This is a genomic window from Thioalkalivibrio sp. AKL17 (genome assembly GCF_000377885.1).
Taxonomy (GTDB): Bacteria; Pseudomonadota; Gammaproteobacteria; order Ectothiorhodospirales; family Ectothiorhodospiraceae; genus Thioalkalivibrio; species Thioalkalivibrio halophilus.
The window spans coordinates 157,688-173,160 of record NZ_KB898768.1 but is presented as its reverse complement, the minus strand read 5'-3'; the positions used below and the strand labels follow the sequence as shown (position 1 = coordinate 173,160).

Sequence of the window (15,473 nt, the reverse complement as noted above, 5' to 3'; positions counted from 1 at the left end):
ATCAGTCCTCTTCCGCGTCCGGGCTGTCGTCGTAGAGGGATTCCAGCAGGTCTCCCCAGAGCTGTTCGTGGTGTTCGATGAACGCCAGCAGCGCCTTGCGGAAGGCCAGGTAGTCGGCCTCGAAGCGCTCGAAGTCCTCGCCGCCGTTGAGCAGTTTCGCGGCGCGGTCGGTCTGGTTGAGGCTGTCGCGCAGGTTGAGGCTGGCGGCCATCGCCCCTTTTACCCGTTCGCGCTCGTGCGGGATCCAGGCGCGATCGGACAGCAGGGAGCGCAGGTTCTCGCCCAGCTCCAGCAGGCGCTTGCGCAGGCGTGGCACCGCGCCGATGGTGCCGGTCTTGAGGTCGGCCCACACCGCGTCGGTCATCAGTTGCGCCCAGCGCTCGCGCAGGTCCGTTGTGGTGTCCGGGTCAAAGGCGAACGAGGCCTCGAGCTGTTGCGGATCGAAGGGCATTGCGTATCCTTGACTGCAGAAGTGTGTCGCGTGCGCGCGGCAACCCGGTCCGGGACCGGGAATAGCGCCCCCGGGGACCGCGTCCTACAGGGTACAAGAACAAGCAGGGCCGCACAGACGGCCTGCAGGATGTGAGGAGACAGAACAATGGCGACCTGGTTCGCGCAAAGGCGGCTGCGCCAGCAGGTTTGCGACCTGCGGCCGCAGATGTACCGCATGGCCTATGCCTGGTGTCACGACGCCGCGCTGGCCGACGATCTGGTGCAGGAGGCCATGATGAAGGCCCTCACCCGGCTGAAGTCGTTGCAGGACGAGAATGCCCTGAAGTCCTGGGTGTTCCGCATCATGACCAACTGCTACCGCGACTGGGGACGGCGGCAGAAGGACACGGTGGACGTCGACAACATGGAGCTGGCCTGCGAGGACTGCCCGGAGCAGCAGACCGAGCGCAACCGCCGGGTGGCGGACGTGCACCAGGCGATGGCCCGGCTCAGCAGCGATCACCGGCAGGTGGTGTCGCTGGTCGATCTGGAGGGCTTTGCCTATGCCGAGGTCTCCGAAGTGCTGGACGTCCCGATCGGCACCGTGATGAGCCGCCTCAGCCGCGCCCGGGCACAACTGAAAAAGCAGCTGCTGGAACAGCAGCAGGCCCCGCAGGACGCTGCGGCGACGGAATCCGCCGCGGAACCCGCTGAAGAGGGGCCGCAACTCAGGGTAGTAAGGAGCCAGAATGGCTGAAGACCGACTCAAGGCGCAGGACCGTCCGAGCGAAGAGATTCTCAACGCCTTCGTCGATGGCGAATTCTCTCCGGAGGACCGGCTGCAGACCCTGCAGGCGATCGCCTCCAGCGAGCACCTGAGCCGTGAGGTCTGTGACATGCACCAGCTCAAGGAGCTGGTGGCGATGGCGTACGAGGACGTGGAACCGCCGGCCCGGGATTACCGTAGCGGGGAGGATGACCACGGCGGTGCCGGCGGCCGCTCCGGTGGTGCGGGATTGCTCCGCTCGCCGAGGGGTGGTCCCCGGCGTACCGGCTGGTTCTCATCGGTGGCCGCCGGTGTCGTGGCCCTGGTGCTGGGCTCGGTGGCCGGTTACGAGGTGACCCGTGACGCCGGCTGGTTCGTGGACGGGGCCGGGACCGGCTCCGCAGCCCATGCGACGGCGTCCGAAGGCCAGGGGGTGCCCGAGCTCGACGACACCGTCAGCGCCCTGTTCACGGAGATGGCGGAAGCCGAATCCGCGGGCGGAGCCGCCGCACCGCAGCCGGTCCATGCAGCCAGCGAGACCGATCAGATCCTTCTGCATGTCAATGACGCCGACCGGGTCGCGATGGAAGAGCTGCTGGACGACATCGAGGCGATGTTCGACGAGGCCGCGCGCGATGGCCGGAACCTCAACGTTCAGGTGGTGGTGCACAACAAGGCCATGAACATGCTGCGTGCCGATCGGGCCCCGTTCCCGGATCGCGTGGCGACACTGAGCCGGGAACACTCCGGTCTGCGTTTCACCGCCTGCAGCGAAACCCTGGGGCGTCTGGCGCGCGAGGAGGGCAAGCCGCGGATCGATATCCTGCCGCAGGCCGAGCGCATCGACTCGGGCGTGGCCGAGGCAGCCCGCCGCCAGGCGGAAGGCTGGATCTATATCAAGGTCTGAGCCGGGGTGGCGGGAGCGTGGAGTGATTCCTTCACGAGCGCTTGCGCCGATCCGGCGTTCCGCATGGTGGGCAGGCCCGCTCCTGCTGCTTGCGGCCCTTCTGTCGGCCGGCCCGGCAGCCGGGGCGGGAAGTGACGGCGATACCCCGGTCGCACGTGTGGTCTACCACCTGGATTCTGCTGACCGGGCTCATTTCTCCAATGTCCTGCGCTACCTCAAGGAGCATCTGGCCGAGTCGGAGCGCGACGCGGCCGACGTGCGCATCGTTCTGCACGGCGAGGGGGTGCGGCTGCTGGAGGCGGAGTCCATGGACACCGCCACCGCCATCCGCATCGACACCCTGCGGTTGCAGGGCTTCAGGTTCCTGGTCAGTCGGCGTTCCATGGAGGTCCGCGGGCTGGAGCGTGGCGACCTGCACGACGTGATTCGCGAGGAGGTCGTGGGCAGCGGCATCACTGAGCTCTACCGCCTGCAGCGTCAGGGGTTCACCTACATCAAGCCCTGATCCGTCGTCGCGAGATCGCGGTCCAGCGCCGCGAGGCGCTGCGGCGTGCCGATGTCCCGCCAGTCTCCGGTGTAGTGTTCGCCGCTCACCCGGTGCTGCGCGATCGCCTCGCGCAGCACCGGCCCCAGCGGGCGGCAGCCCGGTTCCAGCGACGCGAACAGGGCCGGGTGATACCAGCCAATGCCGCTGAAGGTCAGGCGACCCGGGCCGGTGTCGGTGGTGACGCGGCCGTCTGCGCCCAGGGCGAAGTCCCCGTCGGGATGCTGCGGCGGGTTGTCCACCAGCACCAGATGGGCCAGTGGGGCATCGTGTTCTTCGATGGCCCCGGGCAGCCGCGAAGGGGGTACGAGCGGGTGATCGCACCAGATGTCGCCGTTGATCACCAGGAAGGCTTCGGGGCCCAGCAGGGGCAGGGCCTGGCGGATGCCGCCGGCGGTTTCCAGGGGGCCGGCGGGTTCCGGCGAATAGCGGATCTTCAGCCCGAAGGCCGAACCGTCGCCCAGCCGCCGGGGGATCTGCTCACCCAGGTGGGCGGTGTTGATGATGACCTCGCCAAACCCCGCGCGGGCCAGGCGTTCCAGGGTCCAGACGATCAGTGGTTTGCCGCCGGCCTCCAGCAGGGGCTTGGGGCGTTCGTCGGTCAGCGGGCGCATGCGTTCGCCGCGCCCGGCGGCGAGGATCATGGCCCGTTTCATGCGCGTGCCTCCGGCGCGGGTTCGGGAGTCGCGGGATCGCCGGGGAGATGCCGCCGAAACCACTGCGCCACGGGCTGCAGGTCCGGGTGCGCCAGTCCGCGCCGCACCAGCGTCTGCAGGCGCGGTTCGTGGCGGCGGTAGTCGGGCTTGCCGTCACGCCGGTGCAGGCGGGTGAAGATGCCGAGGATCTTGATCGCGCGCTGGACCCCGAGCACCCGGTAATGCACCCGAAAGGCCTCATCGGGCCACCCGGTGGCCTGCAGGTAGCGCGCGAGGGCCTCCCGCGCGACCGCGGGTGAAACGTCGCGCCGCGCATCCTCCAGCAGCGACACCACGTCGTAGGCCGGGCTCCCGAGCACCGCGTCCTGGAAGTCCAGCAGCGCGCAGCCCGTGCCTTCCGGCGGGATCATCAGGTTGTCCACGTGAAAGTCGCGCAGCACCAGCGTGGGCTCCAGGTGCGGCAGGGCGTCCAGGGTCTGCGTCCAGGCCGTTTCCCAGGCGCCGCGGGCGGCCTCCGTCGGCGGATGGCCCTGTTGTTCCGGGACATACCAGTCGATAAACAGGCGCGCCTCGTCCAGCAGGCGCGGGGTGTCGTAGGCGGGCAGCGCGGGTGTGGCCTCCGCAGGCCGCTGTGGCCAGGCCCGGTGCAGGTCGGCCAGCCGGTCGATGGCCCGCTGGTACAGGGCCTTCTCGTCCTCGCCCTCGGCCAGTGCCCGGGTGAACGTGCGGTCGCCGAGGTCCTCCAGCACCAGGAACCCCGCGTCCGGGTCCTCGTCATGGATGCGCGGCGGACGCTGGCCCAGGGCCTCCAGCAGACGGGCGATGCGCAGGAACGGGGCCACCGGTTCGCGTTCCGGCGGGGCATCCATGATGACCACCGGCTCACCGTCGCGTCGCGCGCGGAAATAACGGCGGAAGCTGGCATCCGCGCGCAGCAGTTGCAGCCCCTCGAAGCACCCGGGGCGCTGCGCCAGCCAGGCCTGCAGGGCGGCGGCGCGGGTATCCTCCGGCACCGAAGACGCGCTCATGCGGCCCTCAGGCGGGCGGCGCAGGCAGCCGCTCGACCCGCGTGTCCAGGCGGCCGTCGGGATAGAGTTCGAGCACGCGGTAACCCGGGCGCCCGGTGTCCGGATCATCGTCGAGCTGATATTCCGTGGCCCCGGGGCGGAACTGCACGCAGGTGGCGGGGCAGCCGAGCAGGCGGACGTCGCCATGAAAGGTGTCGACCATCTGGTGCGCGTGGCCGAACACGCAGGCCCGCACCTGCGGGTGGTGGTCCAGCACGGCGAACAGCGCGTCGGCATTGGTCAGGCCCATGCCGTCCATCCACGGGCTGCCCACCGGTACCACCGGATGATGCACGGCGATCAGGGCCGGACGTTCCGGGTGCGCGGTGAGGGCCCCCTCGAGGCGTTGCAGTTCGGCATCGGACAGATGGCCGGCCGGTCCCCCGGGCTGCGAGGAGTCCAGGGCGATCAGCTGCCAGCTGCCCAGGCCTTCGCTGCGATGGACCGCGTGGCCGACCGACTCCAGGGTTACCGCCAGTTCGCGTGCGTCGTCGTGGTTGCCGGCCAGCGCGCTGGTGGGCCAGGGTCCCGTGTCGTCCAGCAGTGCCTTCAGGCGCGCATAGGTCTCCGGCGACGGGTTCTCGGCGAGGTCGCCGGTCAGGAGCAGGCGGTCGGGCAGGCCTTCCCGCGCTCGCGCGGTTTCCAGGACGTGGCGCAATGCGAGGTCGCTGTCCGGGTAGCCCGCGCGCACCGGGCCCGGCTCGGTCCCCAGGTGACTGTCGGTTACCTGGATCAGGCGCAGCGGTTCGTGCATGTTCGATCCCCGTGGTCTGGCGGTCTGTACTGAGTCCGGCACATGTGTTCTAGTGCAGGTTTACCCGTTGTGGCGGGCCCGTGGCTCGGGCCACGATCCGGAGGTGCAACATGGTGGATCCCGACTATCGTCCCTCCGAGGACGAACCCTACATGAATCCGCGCCAGCTGGACTATTTCCGGCGCAAACTCGAGGCGTGGCGGGCCGAGCTGATCGCCGAGTCGGAAGAGACCCTGGAACATCTGCGTACCGAGAACTGGCAGGAGCCGGACCCTTCCGATCGCGCCACCCACGAGGCCGATGCCGGTGTGGAGCTGCGCACCCGCGACCGCGAGCGCAAGCTGTTGACCAAGATCGACGAGGCGCTGGCGCGCATCGAGCGCGGTGAATACGGCTATTGCGAGGAGACCGGCGAGCCGATCGGCCTCGAGCGCCTCGAGATCCGTCCCATCGCCACCCTCAGCGTGGCCGCGCAGGAGGCCCATGAGCGCGACGAGGCGCGCGGCCGCTGAGCCCGGCGTTGCCCCCGGTCAGCCCTCCAGCTCGCGCGTGAAGACCCGCGAGTTGCGCGCCTGATTGTAGCGCTGGCGGCGCTCCGGCGGGAGGTCGTCGACGCTGCCGGGGGCGTAACCGCGTTCCTGGAACCACTGCGCCGTGCGGGTGGTGAGCACGAATACCCGGCGAACCCCCTGTTCGCGCGCCAGATCTTCCATCGCGGTCAGCAGCCGGTCGCCCCGGCCGTGGCCGCGGTATTCGGCGTGCAGCGCCAGGCAGGCGATCTCCGCGGCGTGGTCGCCGAACGGGTACAGCGCCGCGGTGCCGATGATCAGGCCGTCGACCTCCAGCACGTGGAAGCGGTCGATCTCCAGTTCCAGGTGCTCGCGGGCGCGGTGCACCAGCACGCCCTCGGCCTCCAGTGGCTCCAGCAGCGCATGGATGCCGCCGACATCGTCCAGGGTCGCCGGGCGCAGGCGCTCCAGCGGCTCCCGCGAGACCAGGGTGCCGATGCCCTGGCGGGTGAACAGTTCGGTCAGCAGCCCGCCGTCGTCGCGCCGGTCGACCAGGTGGACCCGCAGATCGCGCGCGTGGCAGGCATCCACTGCGCTGCGCAGGTGGCTGGCCAGTTCCTGCGGCAGGTCGTCGCGTTCGGCGAGGATGCGCTCCGCGGCGGGCACGGTCAGCTGATCCAGCACGTCGTCCTGCGGCCCGCGCAGCACGCCGGCCTCGGTCAGGAAAATCAGCTTGTCCGCGTCCAGGGCGATGGCCACGCGGGTCGCGACCTCCTCGCCGGACAGGTTGAAGACCTCGCCGGTGGGTGAATACCCCAGCGGCGAGACCAGCGCGACCTGCTCCTGATCCAGCAGCGCGGTGAGCGCGGCGATGTCCACCCCGCGCACCTCGCCGGTGTAATGGAAATCGACCCCGTCGCGCACTCCCAATGGGCGGGCGGTGACGAAGTTGCCGCCGGCCACCCGCAGGCGTGCGTTGCCGGTGCCCGGCTGGCCCAGACTGCGGGACAGCAGGCCCTCGATCTGCAGCCGCAGGCGGCCGACCGCGTCCAGCACGGCATCCAGCGCCGGGGCATCGGTGATCCGCAGACCCTCGGCGTACTGCGGCTGCAGGCCGCGTTCGGCCAGGCGCGCCTCGATCTGCGGGCGTGCCCCGTACACCAGCACCACGCGCACGCCCAGTGCGTGCAGCTTGGCGATGTCCCGCATCAGGGCCGGGAACTCCGTTGCCTGCGCGGCCTCGCCGGCCAGTGCGATGACCATGGTGCGGCCCCGGTGCGCGGCGATGTATGGCACGGCGTCGCGGAACCACGCGAGTTCCCCCGGAGCCGGGGCACGACGTGCGGGATGCGGGCGGGTTGGGTGGTCTGGCGGGTTCACGCGGCTCCCTCGCAATACGATTGGACGATCCGGTTGGGCGACAAGTTGCGCGATATGGCGGACGAGCCATGGCCTCGTCCCCGGTGGCTTGAGTCGATTCCGGCGGCGATGCGCGGGGCCAGGTCGGCGCCCGGCGTGGCCTTCAGCGGCCCCGGGCAGCCTCCTCGCGCGCGGCGTCCAGGCCGGGAATGCGGTCACCCGCCTCGATCCCGTGCTGCGCGAACCATTCCGCGTTGACCTCCAGTGCGTATTCGATCGGTGCCGCCGACCAGTGCATGCGGGTGGTCTCCGGCGCCATGGTCTCGACGTTGGTGATCTCGCCGTCACCGTCGATGAACGCCACGTCCAGCGGGATGAGCGTATTGCGCATCCACATCGCCCGGCGGTCGGCGCGGTCCCAGACGAACAGCATGCCGCGATCCTCCGCGAGTTCGTCACGGAACATCAGACCCTGCCGGCGGCTGGCATCGTCGGCGGCGATCTCCACCGTCAGCGTCCGGCCGCCGATCTCCAGAGCGGTTTCCGGCAGGCCGGAGGGGGCGGTGTTCTGCGCGGCGGCGGGGCCGCCGAACACCAGCAGGGCCGCCAGCCCGAACGCGGCCATGCCATGCGCGAATCCGGCGTGCGCCGGCCGGCGACTCATCACGGGATCACTTGTCCCCGCTCATGCGGCCAACGGCACAGCTGGCGAACGATTTCGCCCTGGCGCCGGCGGAGCGCAATCCGGACACCGAGCCGACCTCCGGGTAGCCCATGTGGGCCAGCTTCTCGCGGATCGCGTCGGTGGCGGACTCCGGCGCGGTGACCTCCACGGCCCCGTTCTCGACGTCCACCTCGGCGGATTCCACGCCTTCGACCTGCATCAGGCCCTTGCGGATGGAGCTCGCGCAGCCGCCGCACTTGATGTTCTCGACCTCGAATTTCATGAACGCTTCCTCCCCTACTGGGTATTGATGCTCGCATTATGTACGATTTCGCATTTCCACGAACGTTCGCGAGATCTGCCCATCATGCCTGCCTATCGTTCCCGCACAACCACCCACGGCCGCAACATGGCCGGGGCCCGCGCCCTGTGGCGCGCCACCGGCATGAAGGATGGCGACTTCGACAAGCCGATCGTCGCCGTCGCCAACTCTTTCACCCAGTTCGTGCCGGGACACGTGCATTTGAAGGACATGGGCCAGCTGGTTGCGCGCGAGATCGAACAGGCCGGTGGCGTGGCCAAGGAATTCAACACCATCGCGGTGGACGACGGCATCGCGATGGGCCATGGCGGCATGCTCTATTCCCTGCCCTCGCGCGAGATCATCGCCGACTCGGTGGAGTACATGGTCAACGCCCACTGCGCCGACGCGCTGGTGTGCATCTCCAACTGCGACAAGATCACCCCGGGGATGCTGCTGGCGGCGATGCGCCTGAACATCCCGGTGGTGTTCGTCTCCGGCGGGCCGATGGAGGCCGGCAAGGTACAGGCGCCCGGGCAGGACAACGTGATCCACCTCGATCTGGTGGATGCGATGGTCAAGGCCGCCGATTCCAGCGCCAGCGACGAGGAAGTGGAGACCGTCGAGCGTTCCGCCTGCCCGACCTGCGGCTCCTGCTCCGGCATGTTCACCGCCAACTCGATGAACTGCCTGACCGAGGCCCTGGGGCTGTCGCTGCCGGGCAACGGTTCGCTGCTGGCCACGCATGCCGCGCGCCAGGCCCTGTTCGAGGAGGCCGGCCGGCGCGTGGTCGACCTGGCCAGGCGCTACTACGAGCAGGACGACGCCTCGGCCCTGCCGCGTTCCATCGCCACCTTCGAGGCGTTCGAGAACGCGATGAGCCTGGACATCGCCATGGGCGGTTCCACCAACACCGTGCTGCACCTGCTGGCGGCCGCGCGCGAGGGCGAGGTCGACTTCACCATGGCCGACATCGACCGCCTGTCGCGCCACGTGCCCAACCTGTGCAAGGTGGCTCCCGCGACGCAGCAGTACCACATGGAGGACGTGCACCGCGCCGGCGGTGTGGTCGGCATCCTCGCCGAACTGGACCGTGGCGGGCTGATCCACCGCGACATCCCGACCGTGCATGCCCCGACCCTGGGCGCCGCCCTGGAGCAGTGGGACGTGATGCGTCATGCCGCCGAGTCCGAGCGCCTGTACAGCGCCGCGCCGGGCGGGGTGCCCACCCAGACCGCGTTCAGCCAGGATCGTGCCTGGGACAGCCTCGACCTCGACCGCGCCAGCGGCTGCATCCGCGACATCGAACATGCCTACTCGCAGGACGGCGGTCTGGCCGTGCTCTACGGCAACATGGCCCCGGACGGCTGCATCGTGAAGACCGCCGGCGTCGACGAGAGCATCCTGAAATTCTCCGGCCCCGCGCGCGTGTTCGAGAGCCAGGATGCGGCCGTCGAGGGCATCCTCGGTGACCAGGTGCAGGCGGGTGACGTGGTGATCATCCGCTACGAGGGTCCGAAGGGCGGTCCGGGCATGCAGGAGATGCTCTATCCCACTTCGTATCTGAAGTCGAAGGGGCTGGGCAAGGACTGCGCGCTGATTACCGACGGGCGGTTCTCCGGCGGCACCTCCGGGCTGTCCATCGGTCATGTCTCGCCGGAGGCGGCGCAGGGCGGCGCGATCGGCCTGATCGAGGAGGGCGACACCATCGTGATCGATATCCCCGCGCGCGAGATCCGCATCGACGTGGACGACGCCACCCTGGCGGCGCGGCGCGAGGCGATGGAGGCCCGCGGGGCGAAGGCCTGGAAGCCCGAGTCGCGCAATCGGCCGGTGACTCAGGCCCTGCGCGCCTATGCCCTGATGACCACTTCGGCCGCGTTCGGCGCGGTGCGCGACATCTCCCCGCTGGAGGACGGCTGACGCCGGCCGCCGCGCTGCACCACCCGATTCACGCCCCGGGATCCTCCCTGCGCGCGGAGACCCCGGCGGTCAGGGCGTAGCGCATCGCGTCCTCCAGCGACAGCTCCAGCGGTTCCACCCGGTCGCGCGGCAGCATCAGGGTGTAGCCGCCGATCTGGTAGCTCATCGGCAGGTACACCGCGAGGGTCTCCGCCCCGCCCAGCGGCTCCGGCAGGCCTTCGAAGTCCTCGCGCGTGACGAAGCCGATGACGCGCGCCTCCAGCCCCGGCAGCGTGACCAGCACCGCCTGGCCGAATTGCTGGTGGATGTCGCCGGAGACCAGATTGGTGACATCGCGCACCGTGCCGTGGATGGTCTTGACCACCGGGATGCGCTGCATCAGGCCCTCCAGCCAGTTGAACAGCCAGCGCACCACGTAGGCCCGCAGCAGCACGCCCACCACAAACACCAGGCCGATCCCGGCGGCGATCCCCATGCCCGGTACGTACAGCAGATCCGGCAGGACGGCCTGCAGCATGCCGCCCAGGACCTGTTCCGCGGTGCTGCCCAGCCACCACAGCAGGGCCAGCGTGACCATCGCCGGCAGGATCGCGGCCAGGCCGGTGAGGAAGGTTCGGGAAATCTTGCGCACGCGGGTTCTCCGGAAGGGGCGACGCCTCGATCGTAACAACGCCGGGGCGGGGGCGGTTCAGAACTGCCAGGTGGCGTGCAGCGAGCCGAATTCCGCGGCGCCGGTGGCCTGGCCGCTGAATTCGCGCGAGCGCCAGACATGGGTATAGCCCAGGCGCACCCCGTGCCAGTGGAACACCACGCCCGCCGTGAATTCGCCCACCACCGGGTGCTTGTCCACGGAGGGTCCGTCGCGGAACAGCGGACCGTCGAGGAACAGGTCGTAGGCCATCAGGCGGGTGTCCACGCCCGCAAACAGATATCCCCCGCGGGGCCGGATCCCCTGGAACGTATGTGACCCGGAGAGGGCCGGATTGATCCGTGGCGGGCCGTAGTCGCGCGGCAGATTGCGCCCGGCGCGCAGGATCGCACCGGCGTTGACGAAGGTGAACGGACTGCCGACAGTCGCTCCCCAGTGCGGGGTGAGGTCCCAGTCCCAGCCGCGTCCGTCCCGGTGCGACTGGCTGCGCAGCTGGCGTTCGTACCGCACCATCAGGGTGGCCTCGTTGCCGATCTGGTGCTCCCAGCCGCGCGGTTCCGGGGCCGAAGACCAGCTGTGCACCTCGCGCTGGGTGTGGTCGGCCAGCGACGCCGGACCCACGACCCCGGTGGTGACTTGCAGGCGATCGAGTCGGTCGCCGAATTCCTCGGCCAGACTGAAGTTGAGGTAGAGCCAGCCGGCATACGGGCGATCGTTCGGGTCCGGGATGCGGCGTTCGATATCCTCCGGGGTGTACATATTCTGGCCCAGATGGATGGCCGACTTCAGCCGGCCGCGCTCCTCGCGTGCGACGAACAGCGGTATCCGATCGGCGACGGTCTCCAGCCAGGATGGCACCTGGCCCTCGCTGCGCGTCCAGCCGATCCGTACCCCGTTGGTGTAGTAGCGGTCCTCGCCGCCGAACAGGTCGTTCTCGAATTCGAAATGCAGGGCGTCCACGTCACCACGGTCGGCCGCCGCCGGCGAGCCGGCGAGCACTGCGGCGATCGTGGCCGCTACGAACATTGCCGGCGGCCGTGCTCGCCCACGGACGGGCGTGGCAGTCCGGTATGATGGCGCCATGGATTTCTCCAGTCAGATCATCTTTCTCGTCGCCGTGGTCCTGCTCGGCAGCATCCTGTCCAGCGTGGTGACCTCGCGGCTGGGCGTGCCGCTGCTGCTGGTGTTCCTCGGCATCGGCATGCTGCTGGGCCCGGAGGGCCCCGGCGGCGTGTCGTTCGAGAATATCACCCTGGCCCATCTGATCGGCTCCGCGGCCCTGGCCATCATCCTGTTCGATGGCGGGATGCGCACGCCGGCGCGCAATTTCCGTATCGGACTGAAACCGGCGGTGGGGCTGGCCACCGTGGGCGTGCTGATCACCTCCGGCCTGACGGGGCTGTTCGCGGTGTGGTGGCTGGGGCTGTCGTGGCTGGAGGGGCTGCTGCTGGGGGCGATCGTCGGCTCCACCGACGCGGCGGCGGTGTTTTCCCTGCTGCGCTCGCGCGGGCTGGAGCTCAAGAGCCGCGTGGGGGCGACCCTGGAGATCGAGTCGGGCTCCAACGACCCGATGGCGATCTTCCTCACCATCGTGCTGATCGAGCTGATCCTGATGGACCAGCCCGACTTCGGGGTGGTGGTGCTGGTCGAGTTCGTGCAGCAGATGGGGCTGGGGGCTCTGCTGGGGGTCGGGGGCGGACTCGCGCTGCTGGCGCTGATCAACCGGGTCCCGATGTCGGCCGGGTTCTATCCCCTGTTCGCGCTGGCCGGGGCGCTGGCGATCTTCGGCCTGACCGGCATGGTGGGCGGATCGGGCTTCCTCGCGGTATATCTCGCCGGGCTGCTGCTGGGCAATCGGCCGCTGGAGGCCTCGCAGAACATCAAGCGTTTCCATGATGGCATCGCGGCCCTGGCGCAGATCGGCATGTTCCTGATGCTGGGGATGATCGTCACGCCCTCGGAGCTGCCGCCGGTGGCGCTGGACGCGGGCCTGGTGGCGCTGGTGCTGATCCTGCTGGCACGCCCGCTGGCGGTGGCGCTGTGCCTGTATCCGTTCCGCTTCCCGTGGCGCGAGCAGCTGTTCATCGCCTGGGTCGGGCTGCGCGGGGCGGTGCCCATCATCCTCGCGCTGTTTCCGTTGCTGGCGGGGCTGGAGCTGGCGGAGTACTTTTTCCACGTGGTGTTCTTCGTGGTGCTGATCTCGCTGATGGTGCAGGGCTGGACCGTGGCCTCCTCGGCGCGCTGGCTGGGCCTGGAGCTGCCGCCGACCACCGCCCGGGTCCAGCGCACCGAGCTGGATATCCCGGGGCAGCAGGAGATGGAGCTCGTGGGCTACCGGCTGGCGGAGACCACCCCGGTGGTGCGCGAGGCCTGGTCCGGTTTCCGTCTGCCCGGTTCGGCCCGCGTGGTCGCGCATCTGCGGGAAGGCCAGCTGCTGGAGACCCTGGAACTGCTGGACCTGCAGGCCGGCGACCATCTCTACATCATGGTCGCGCCGGCCGATCTGCCGGACCTGGACCGCCTGTTCGTGCCGCAGGAAGAGGTGCCGGAACGCCTGACCGAGCGCAGCGTGTTCGGGGAGTTTGCCCTCAACGGCGATGCCCTGCTGGGGGCCGTGGGCATGACCTACGGCGCGCCGGTACCGTCCGAACGTCAGGCCGAGACCCTGGAGGCCTTTCTGCGCGCCGAACTGCAGACCGAGCCGGTGGTGGGCGACTATGTGGACCTCGGGCCCACGCGCCTGGTGGTGCGGGAGATGGACGGCGCGCGCATCACCCGGGTCGGCCTCAAGCTGCTGAAGAAGGACTGATCACTTCTCCAGCATGGCCTTGAGCCCGGCGAGGTGGGCGCGCGCCGTGAGCTGCTGGGTCTCCGGGTCCGGCGGCTTCGCGTCGGGCCATTCGAGGTGTTCCTCGGGCAGCTCGTCGAGAAAGCGCGAGGGTTCGCAGTCGAGGGTCTCGCCGTAGCGCTTGCGGCTGCGCGCGTAGGTGATCAGCAGGGTCTGCTGTGCGCGGGTCAGCCCGACGTAGGCCAGGCGGCGCTCCTCCTCGATGGCGTCGTCCTCCAGGCTCACGCGGTGCGGCAGCAGCTCCTCCTCGAAGCCGACCAGGCACACGTGCGGGAACTCCAGGCCCTTGGCGGTGTGCAGGGTCAGCAGCTGCACCGCCTCGGTGTCGTCCTGGGCATCGCGGTTGCGGTCGAGGATGTCCATCAGGCTGATGCGGTTGACGATGTCGGCCAGCTCCATGCCGCTCTCGTCGTCGGCGGTTTCGTCGCCGTATTCGGCCTCGGGTGTGCGCGAGCCGGCCAGGCGCGCGACCCAGTCGATGAATTCACGCACCTGTTCCATGCGCCGGGTGGCGGCGCGCGGGTTGGCGCTGTTGTCCAGCAGCCAGGATTCGTAGTCGATGTCCTCGACCAGCGCGCGCAGCAGGGCATCCGGGGCCTCCTCGGCCGCACGTGCGCGGAAGCCGTCGACCCAGTCGACGAAGCGTTCCAGACGCGCCCGGGCACGCTCGTCCATGTATTCGGCCAGGCCCGCCCCGCGCGCGGCCTGCAGCAGCGAGACACCGCGCTGGTTGGCATACTGGCCGAGCTTTTCCAGGGTCGCCGGGCCGATCTCGCGGCGCGGCACGTTGACCACGCGCAGGAAGGCGGTGTTGTCGTCCGGGTTCGCCAGCAGGCGCAGGTAGGCGACCAGATCCTTGATCTCGGCCTTCTCGAAGAACGACTGCCCGCCGCTCAGGCGGTAGGGGATGCCCTGCTCGCGCAGCAGCTTCTCGAACACCCGCGACTGGTGATTGCTGCGGTAGAGGATGGCGAAATCACCCCAGCCGGCGTTCAGGCGGAAGCGCCGGCGCATCAGCTCGGAGACCACCCGCGCGGCCTCGGCATCGGAGTCCGCGCAGTCGATCACCTCGACCTTCTCGCCTTCGCCGAGGGCGCTCCACAGGCGCTTTTCGAACACGTGCGGGTTGTTGGCGATCAGCGCGTTGGCGGTGGCCAGGATGCGGTTGGTGGAGCGGTAGTTCTGCTCCAGCTTGACCACTTCCAGGCGCGGAAAGTCCTGCTGCAGGCGTGCGAGGTTCTCCGGACGCGCGCCGCGCCAGGCGTAGATCGACTGGTCGTCGTCGCCGACTACGGTCAGGCCGTCGCTGACCCCGACCAGCAGGCGCACCAGCTGGTACTGCGCGGAGTTGGTGTCCTGGTATTCGTCCACCAGCAGATGGCGGATGCGGTCCTGCCAGCGGTTGCGCAGATCGGGGTCCTCGCGCAGGCAGTCCACCGGGCGCTTGATCAGGTCGTCGAAATCCACCGCGTTGTAGGCGCGCAGGGCCTGTTCGTAGCGCGGGTAGAGATTGGCCGCGAGCAGGGCCCCGGGGGCTTCGTCGCCCGCCTGGCTGGCCTCGGCCAGCGCCTCGTCGGGGGTCAGCAGGTCGTTCTTCCAGCGGCTGATGTGGCCGATCAGGTCATCCACCTCGGCAGCGGTGTCGTCGCGGTGAGTGATCTCGCGCAGCAGCTGGCGGCAGTCGCCGGGGTCGAGGATGGAGAAGCCCGGGCGCAGGCCGGTGGCCGCCAGTTCGCGGCGCAGGAACTGCAGGCCGAAGGTGTGGAAGGTGGACACGCCCAGCCCGCGGCTCTGTTCCCGCGACAGGCGTCCCTGCACCCGCTCGCGCATCTCGCGCGCGGCCTTGTTGGTGAAGGTGATCGCGACGATCTGGCGCGCGTCCAGGCCGCGCTTTTCCACCAGGTGCGCGATCTTCTCGGTGATCACGCGGGTCTTGCCCGAGCCCGCGCCGGCAAGGACCAGCAGCGGACGGTCGGTGGTGGAGACGGCGGCGTGTTGCTGGGGATTGAGCTGTTCGGACACCGGCGGGTCGCTTCCTCGGGACGCGGGCGCGTAAACTACCCCACGCGTCATTGATCATAAAGCCCCGCGGCG

The 15,473-nt window shown here is 69.5% G+C and carries 16 protein-coding genes; 6 read left to right on the top strand and 10 right to left on the bottom strand.

Going from position 1 to position 15,473, the window contains the following annotated elements; translation table 11 throughout:
• Position 1: 1 nt before the first annotated feature.
• Positions 2–451 (bottom strand): hypothetical protein, encoded by a 450-nt coding sequence (locus D577_RS0110955; RefSeq protein WP_018947517.1) that lies wholly within the window; start codon positions 449–451, stop codon positions 2–4.
• 147 nt (positions 452–598) lie between these two features.
• On the opposite strand from D577_RS0110955, the gene D577_RS0110950 reads away from it, so the two are divergent.
• From D577_RS0110950 to D577_RS0110940, 3 genes are read left to right on the top strand one after another with little or no spacing between them, the layout of a single operon-like run.
• Positions 599–1,189, top strand: a complete 591-nt coding sequence (locus D577_RS0110950) for an RNA polymerase sigma factor (protein WP_018947516.1) — start codon at positions 599–601, stop codon at positions 1,187–1,189.
• Positions 1,182–2,105 (top strand): hypothetical protein, encoded by a 924-nt coding sequence (locus D577_RS0110945; protein WP_018947515.1) that lies wholly within the window; start codon positions 1,182–1,184, stop codon positions 2,103–2,105. The genes D577_RS0110950 and D577_RS0110945 overlap by 8 nt, the downstream gene beginning before the upstream one ends.
• A 22-nt stretch (positions 2,106–2,127) precedes the next feature.
• A complete protein-coding gene (locus D577_RS0110940) occupies positions 2,128–2,610 on the top strand; it encodes a DsrE family protein (protein ID WP_244263450.1) in 483 nt (160 codons plus the stop codon).
• Here the strand turns inward: D577_RS0110940 and murU are convergent.
• Genes murU through D577_RS0110925 form a run of 3 tightly spaced genes read right to left on the bottom strand, consistent with a single transcriptional unit; the run spans position 2,595 to position 5,126 of the window.
• On the bottom strand, positions 2,595–3,305 hold the full coding sequence (gene murU / locus D577_RS0110935; RefSeq protein ID WP_018947513.1) for an N-acetylmuramate alpha-1-phosphate uridylyltransferase MurU: 711 nt from the start codon (positions 3,303–3,305) through the stop codon (positions 2,595–2,597). The two genes, D577_RS0110940 and murU, sit on opposite strands and share 16 nt — an antisense overlap.
• Positions 3,302–4,333: an aminoglycoside phosphotransferase family protein gene (locus tag D577_RS0110930; RefSeq protein ID WP_018947512.1), complete on the bottom strand. Its 1,032-nt coding sequence runs from the start codon at positions 4,331–4,333 to the stop codon at positions 3,302–3,304. The genes murU and D577_RS0110930 overlap by 4 nt, the downstream gene beginning before the upstream one ends.
• A 7-nt stretch (positions 4,334–4,340) precedes the next feature.
• Complete coding sequence (locus D577_RS0110925; protein ID WP_018947511.1) at positions 4,341–5,126, bottom strand: metallophosphoesterase; 786 nt, start codon at positions 5,124–5,126, stop codon at positions 4,341–4,343.
• A 110-nt stretch (positions 5,127–5,236) separates the two neighbouring features.
• Between D577_RS0110925 and dksA the strand changes: the two genes are divergently transcribed.
• The gene (gene dksA / locus D577_RS0110920) at positions 5,237–5,638 is read left to right on the top strand and encodes an RNA polymerase-binding protein DksA (RefSeq protein WP_018869735.1); all 402 of its coding nucleotides are present in this window, start codon (positions 5,237–5,239) and stop codon (positions 5,636–5,638) included.
• A gap of 18 nt (positions 5,639–5,656) precedes the next feature.
• On the opposite strand, the gene argA is transcribed toward dksA, so the two are convergent.
• The 3 genes from argA to D577_RS0110905 all read right to left on the bottom strand — a co-directional run bounded on the left by argA (position 5,657) and on the right by D577_RS0110905 (position 7,941).
• A complete protein-coding gene (argA, locus tag D577_RS0110915) occupies positions 5,657–7,015 on the bottom strand; it encodes an amino-acid N-acetyltransferase (protein WP_077244834.1) in 1,359 nt (452 codons plus the stop codon).
• A gap of 142 nt (positions 7,016–7,157) precedes the next feature.
• A complete protein-coding gene (locus tag D577_RS0110910) occupies positions 7,158–7,619 on the bottom strand; it encodes a DUF192 domain-containing protein (RefSeq protein WP_018947509.1) in 462 nt (153 codons plus the stop codon).
• A 46-nt stretch (positions 7,620–7,665) separates the two neighbouring features.
• On the bottom strand, positions 7,666–7,941 hold the full coding sequence (locus D577_RS0110905) for a heavy-metal-associated domain-containing protein (protein WP_018947508.1): 276 nt from the start codon (positions 7,939–7,941) through the stop codon (positions 7,666–7,668).
• Positions 7,942–8,025: 84 nt separating this feature from the next.
• Between D577_RS0110905 and ilvD the strand changes: the two genes are divergently transcribed.
• Positions 8,026–9,882 (top strand): dihydroxy-acid dehydratase, encoded by a 1,857-nt coding sequence (gene ilvD / locus D577_RS0110900; protein ID WP_018947507.1) that lies wholly within the window; start codon positions 8,026–8,028, stop codon positions 9,880–9,882.
• A gap of 28 nt (positions 9,883–9,910) precedes the next feature.
• On the opposite strand, the gene D577_RS0110895 is transcribed toward ilvD, so the two are convergent.
• Both D577_RS0110895 and D577_RS0110890 read right to left on the bottom strand, forming a co-directional pair.
• Positions 9,911–10,513 (bottom strand): DUF502 domain-containing protein, encoded by a 603-nt coding sequence (locus D577_RS0110895; protein WP_018947506.1) that lies wholly within the window; start codon positions 10,511–10,513, stop codon positions 9,911–9,913.
• Between the two features lie 57 nt (positions 10,514–10,570).
• Positions 10,571–11,614: a lipid A deacylase LpxR family protein gene (locus tag D577_RS0110890; protein WP_038036277.1), complete on the bottom strand. Its 1,044-nt coding sequence runs from the start codon at positions 11,612–11,614 to the stop codon at positions 10,571–10,573.
• On the opposite strand from D577_RS0110890, the gene D577_RS0110885 reads away from it, so the two are divergent.
• Entirely contained in the window at positions 11,613–13,340 is a 1,728-nt protein-coding gene (locus D577_RS0110885) for a potassium/proton antiporter (protein ID WP_018947504.1), read from the top strand. The genes D577_RS0110890 and D577_RS0110885 overlap by 2 nt on opposite strands.
• On the opposite strand, the gene D577_RS0110880 is transcribed toward D577_RS0110885, so the two are convergent.
• Positions 13,341–15,452 carry a UvrD-helicase domain-containing protein gene (locus tag D577_RS0110880; protein WP_051073640.1) on the bottom strand — a complete coding sequence of 704 codons (2,112 nt, stop codon included), beginning with the start codon at positions 15,450–15,452 and terminating at the stop codon, positions 13,341–13,343.
• Between the last annotated feature and the right edge of the window lie 21 nt (positions 15,453–15,473).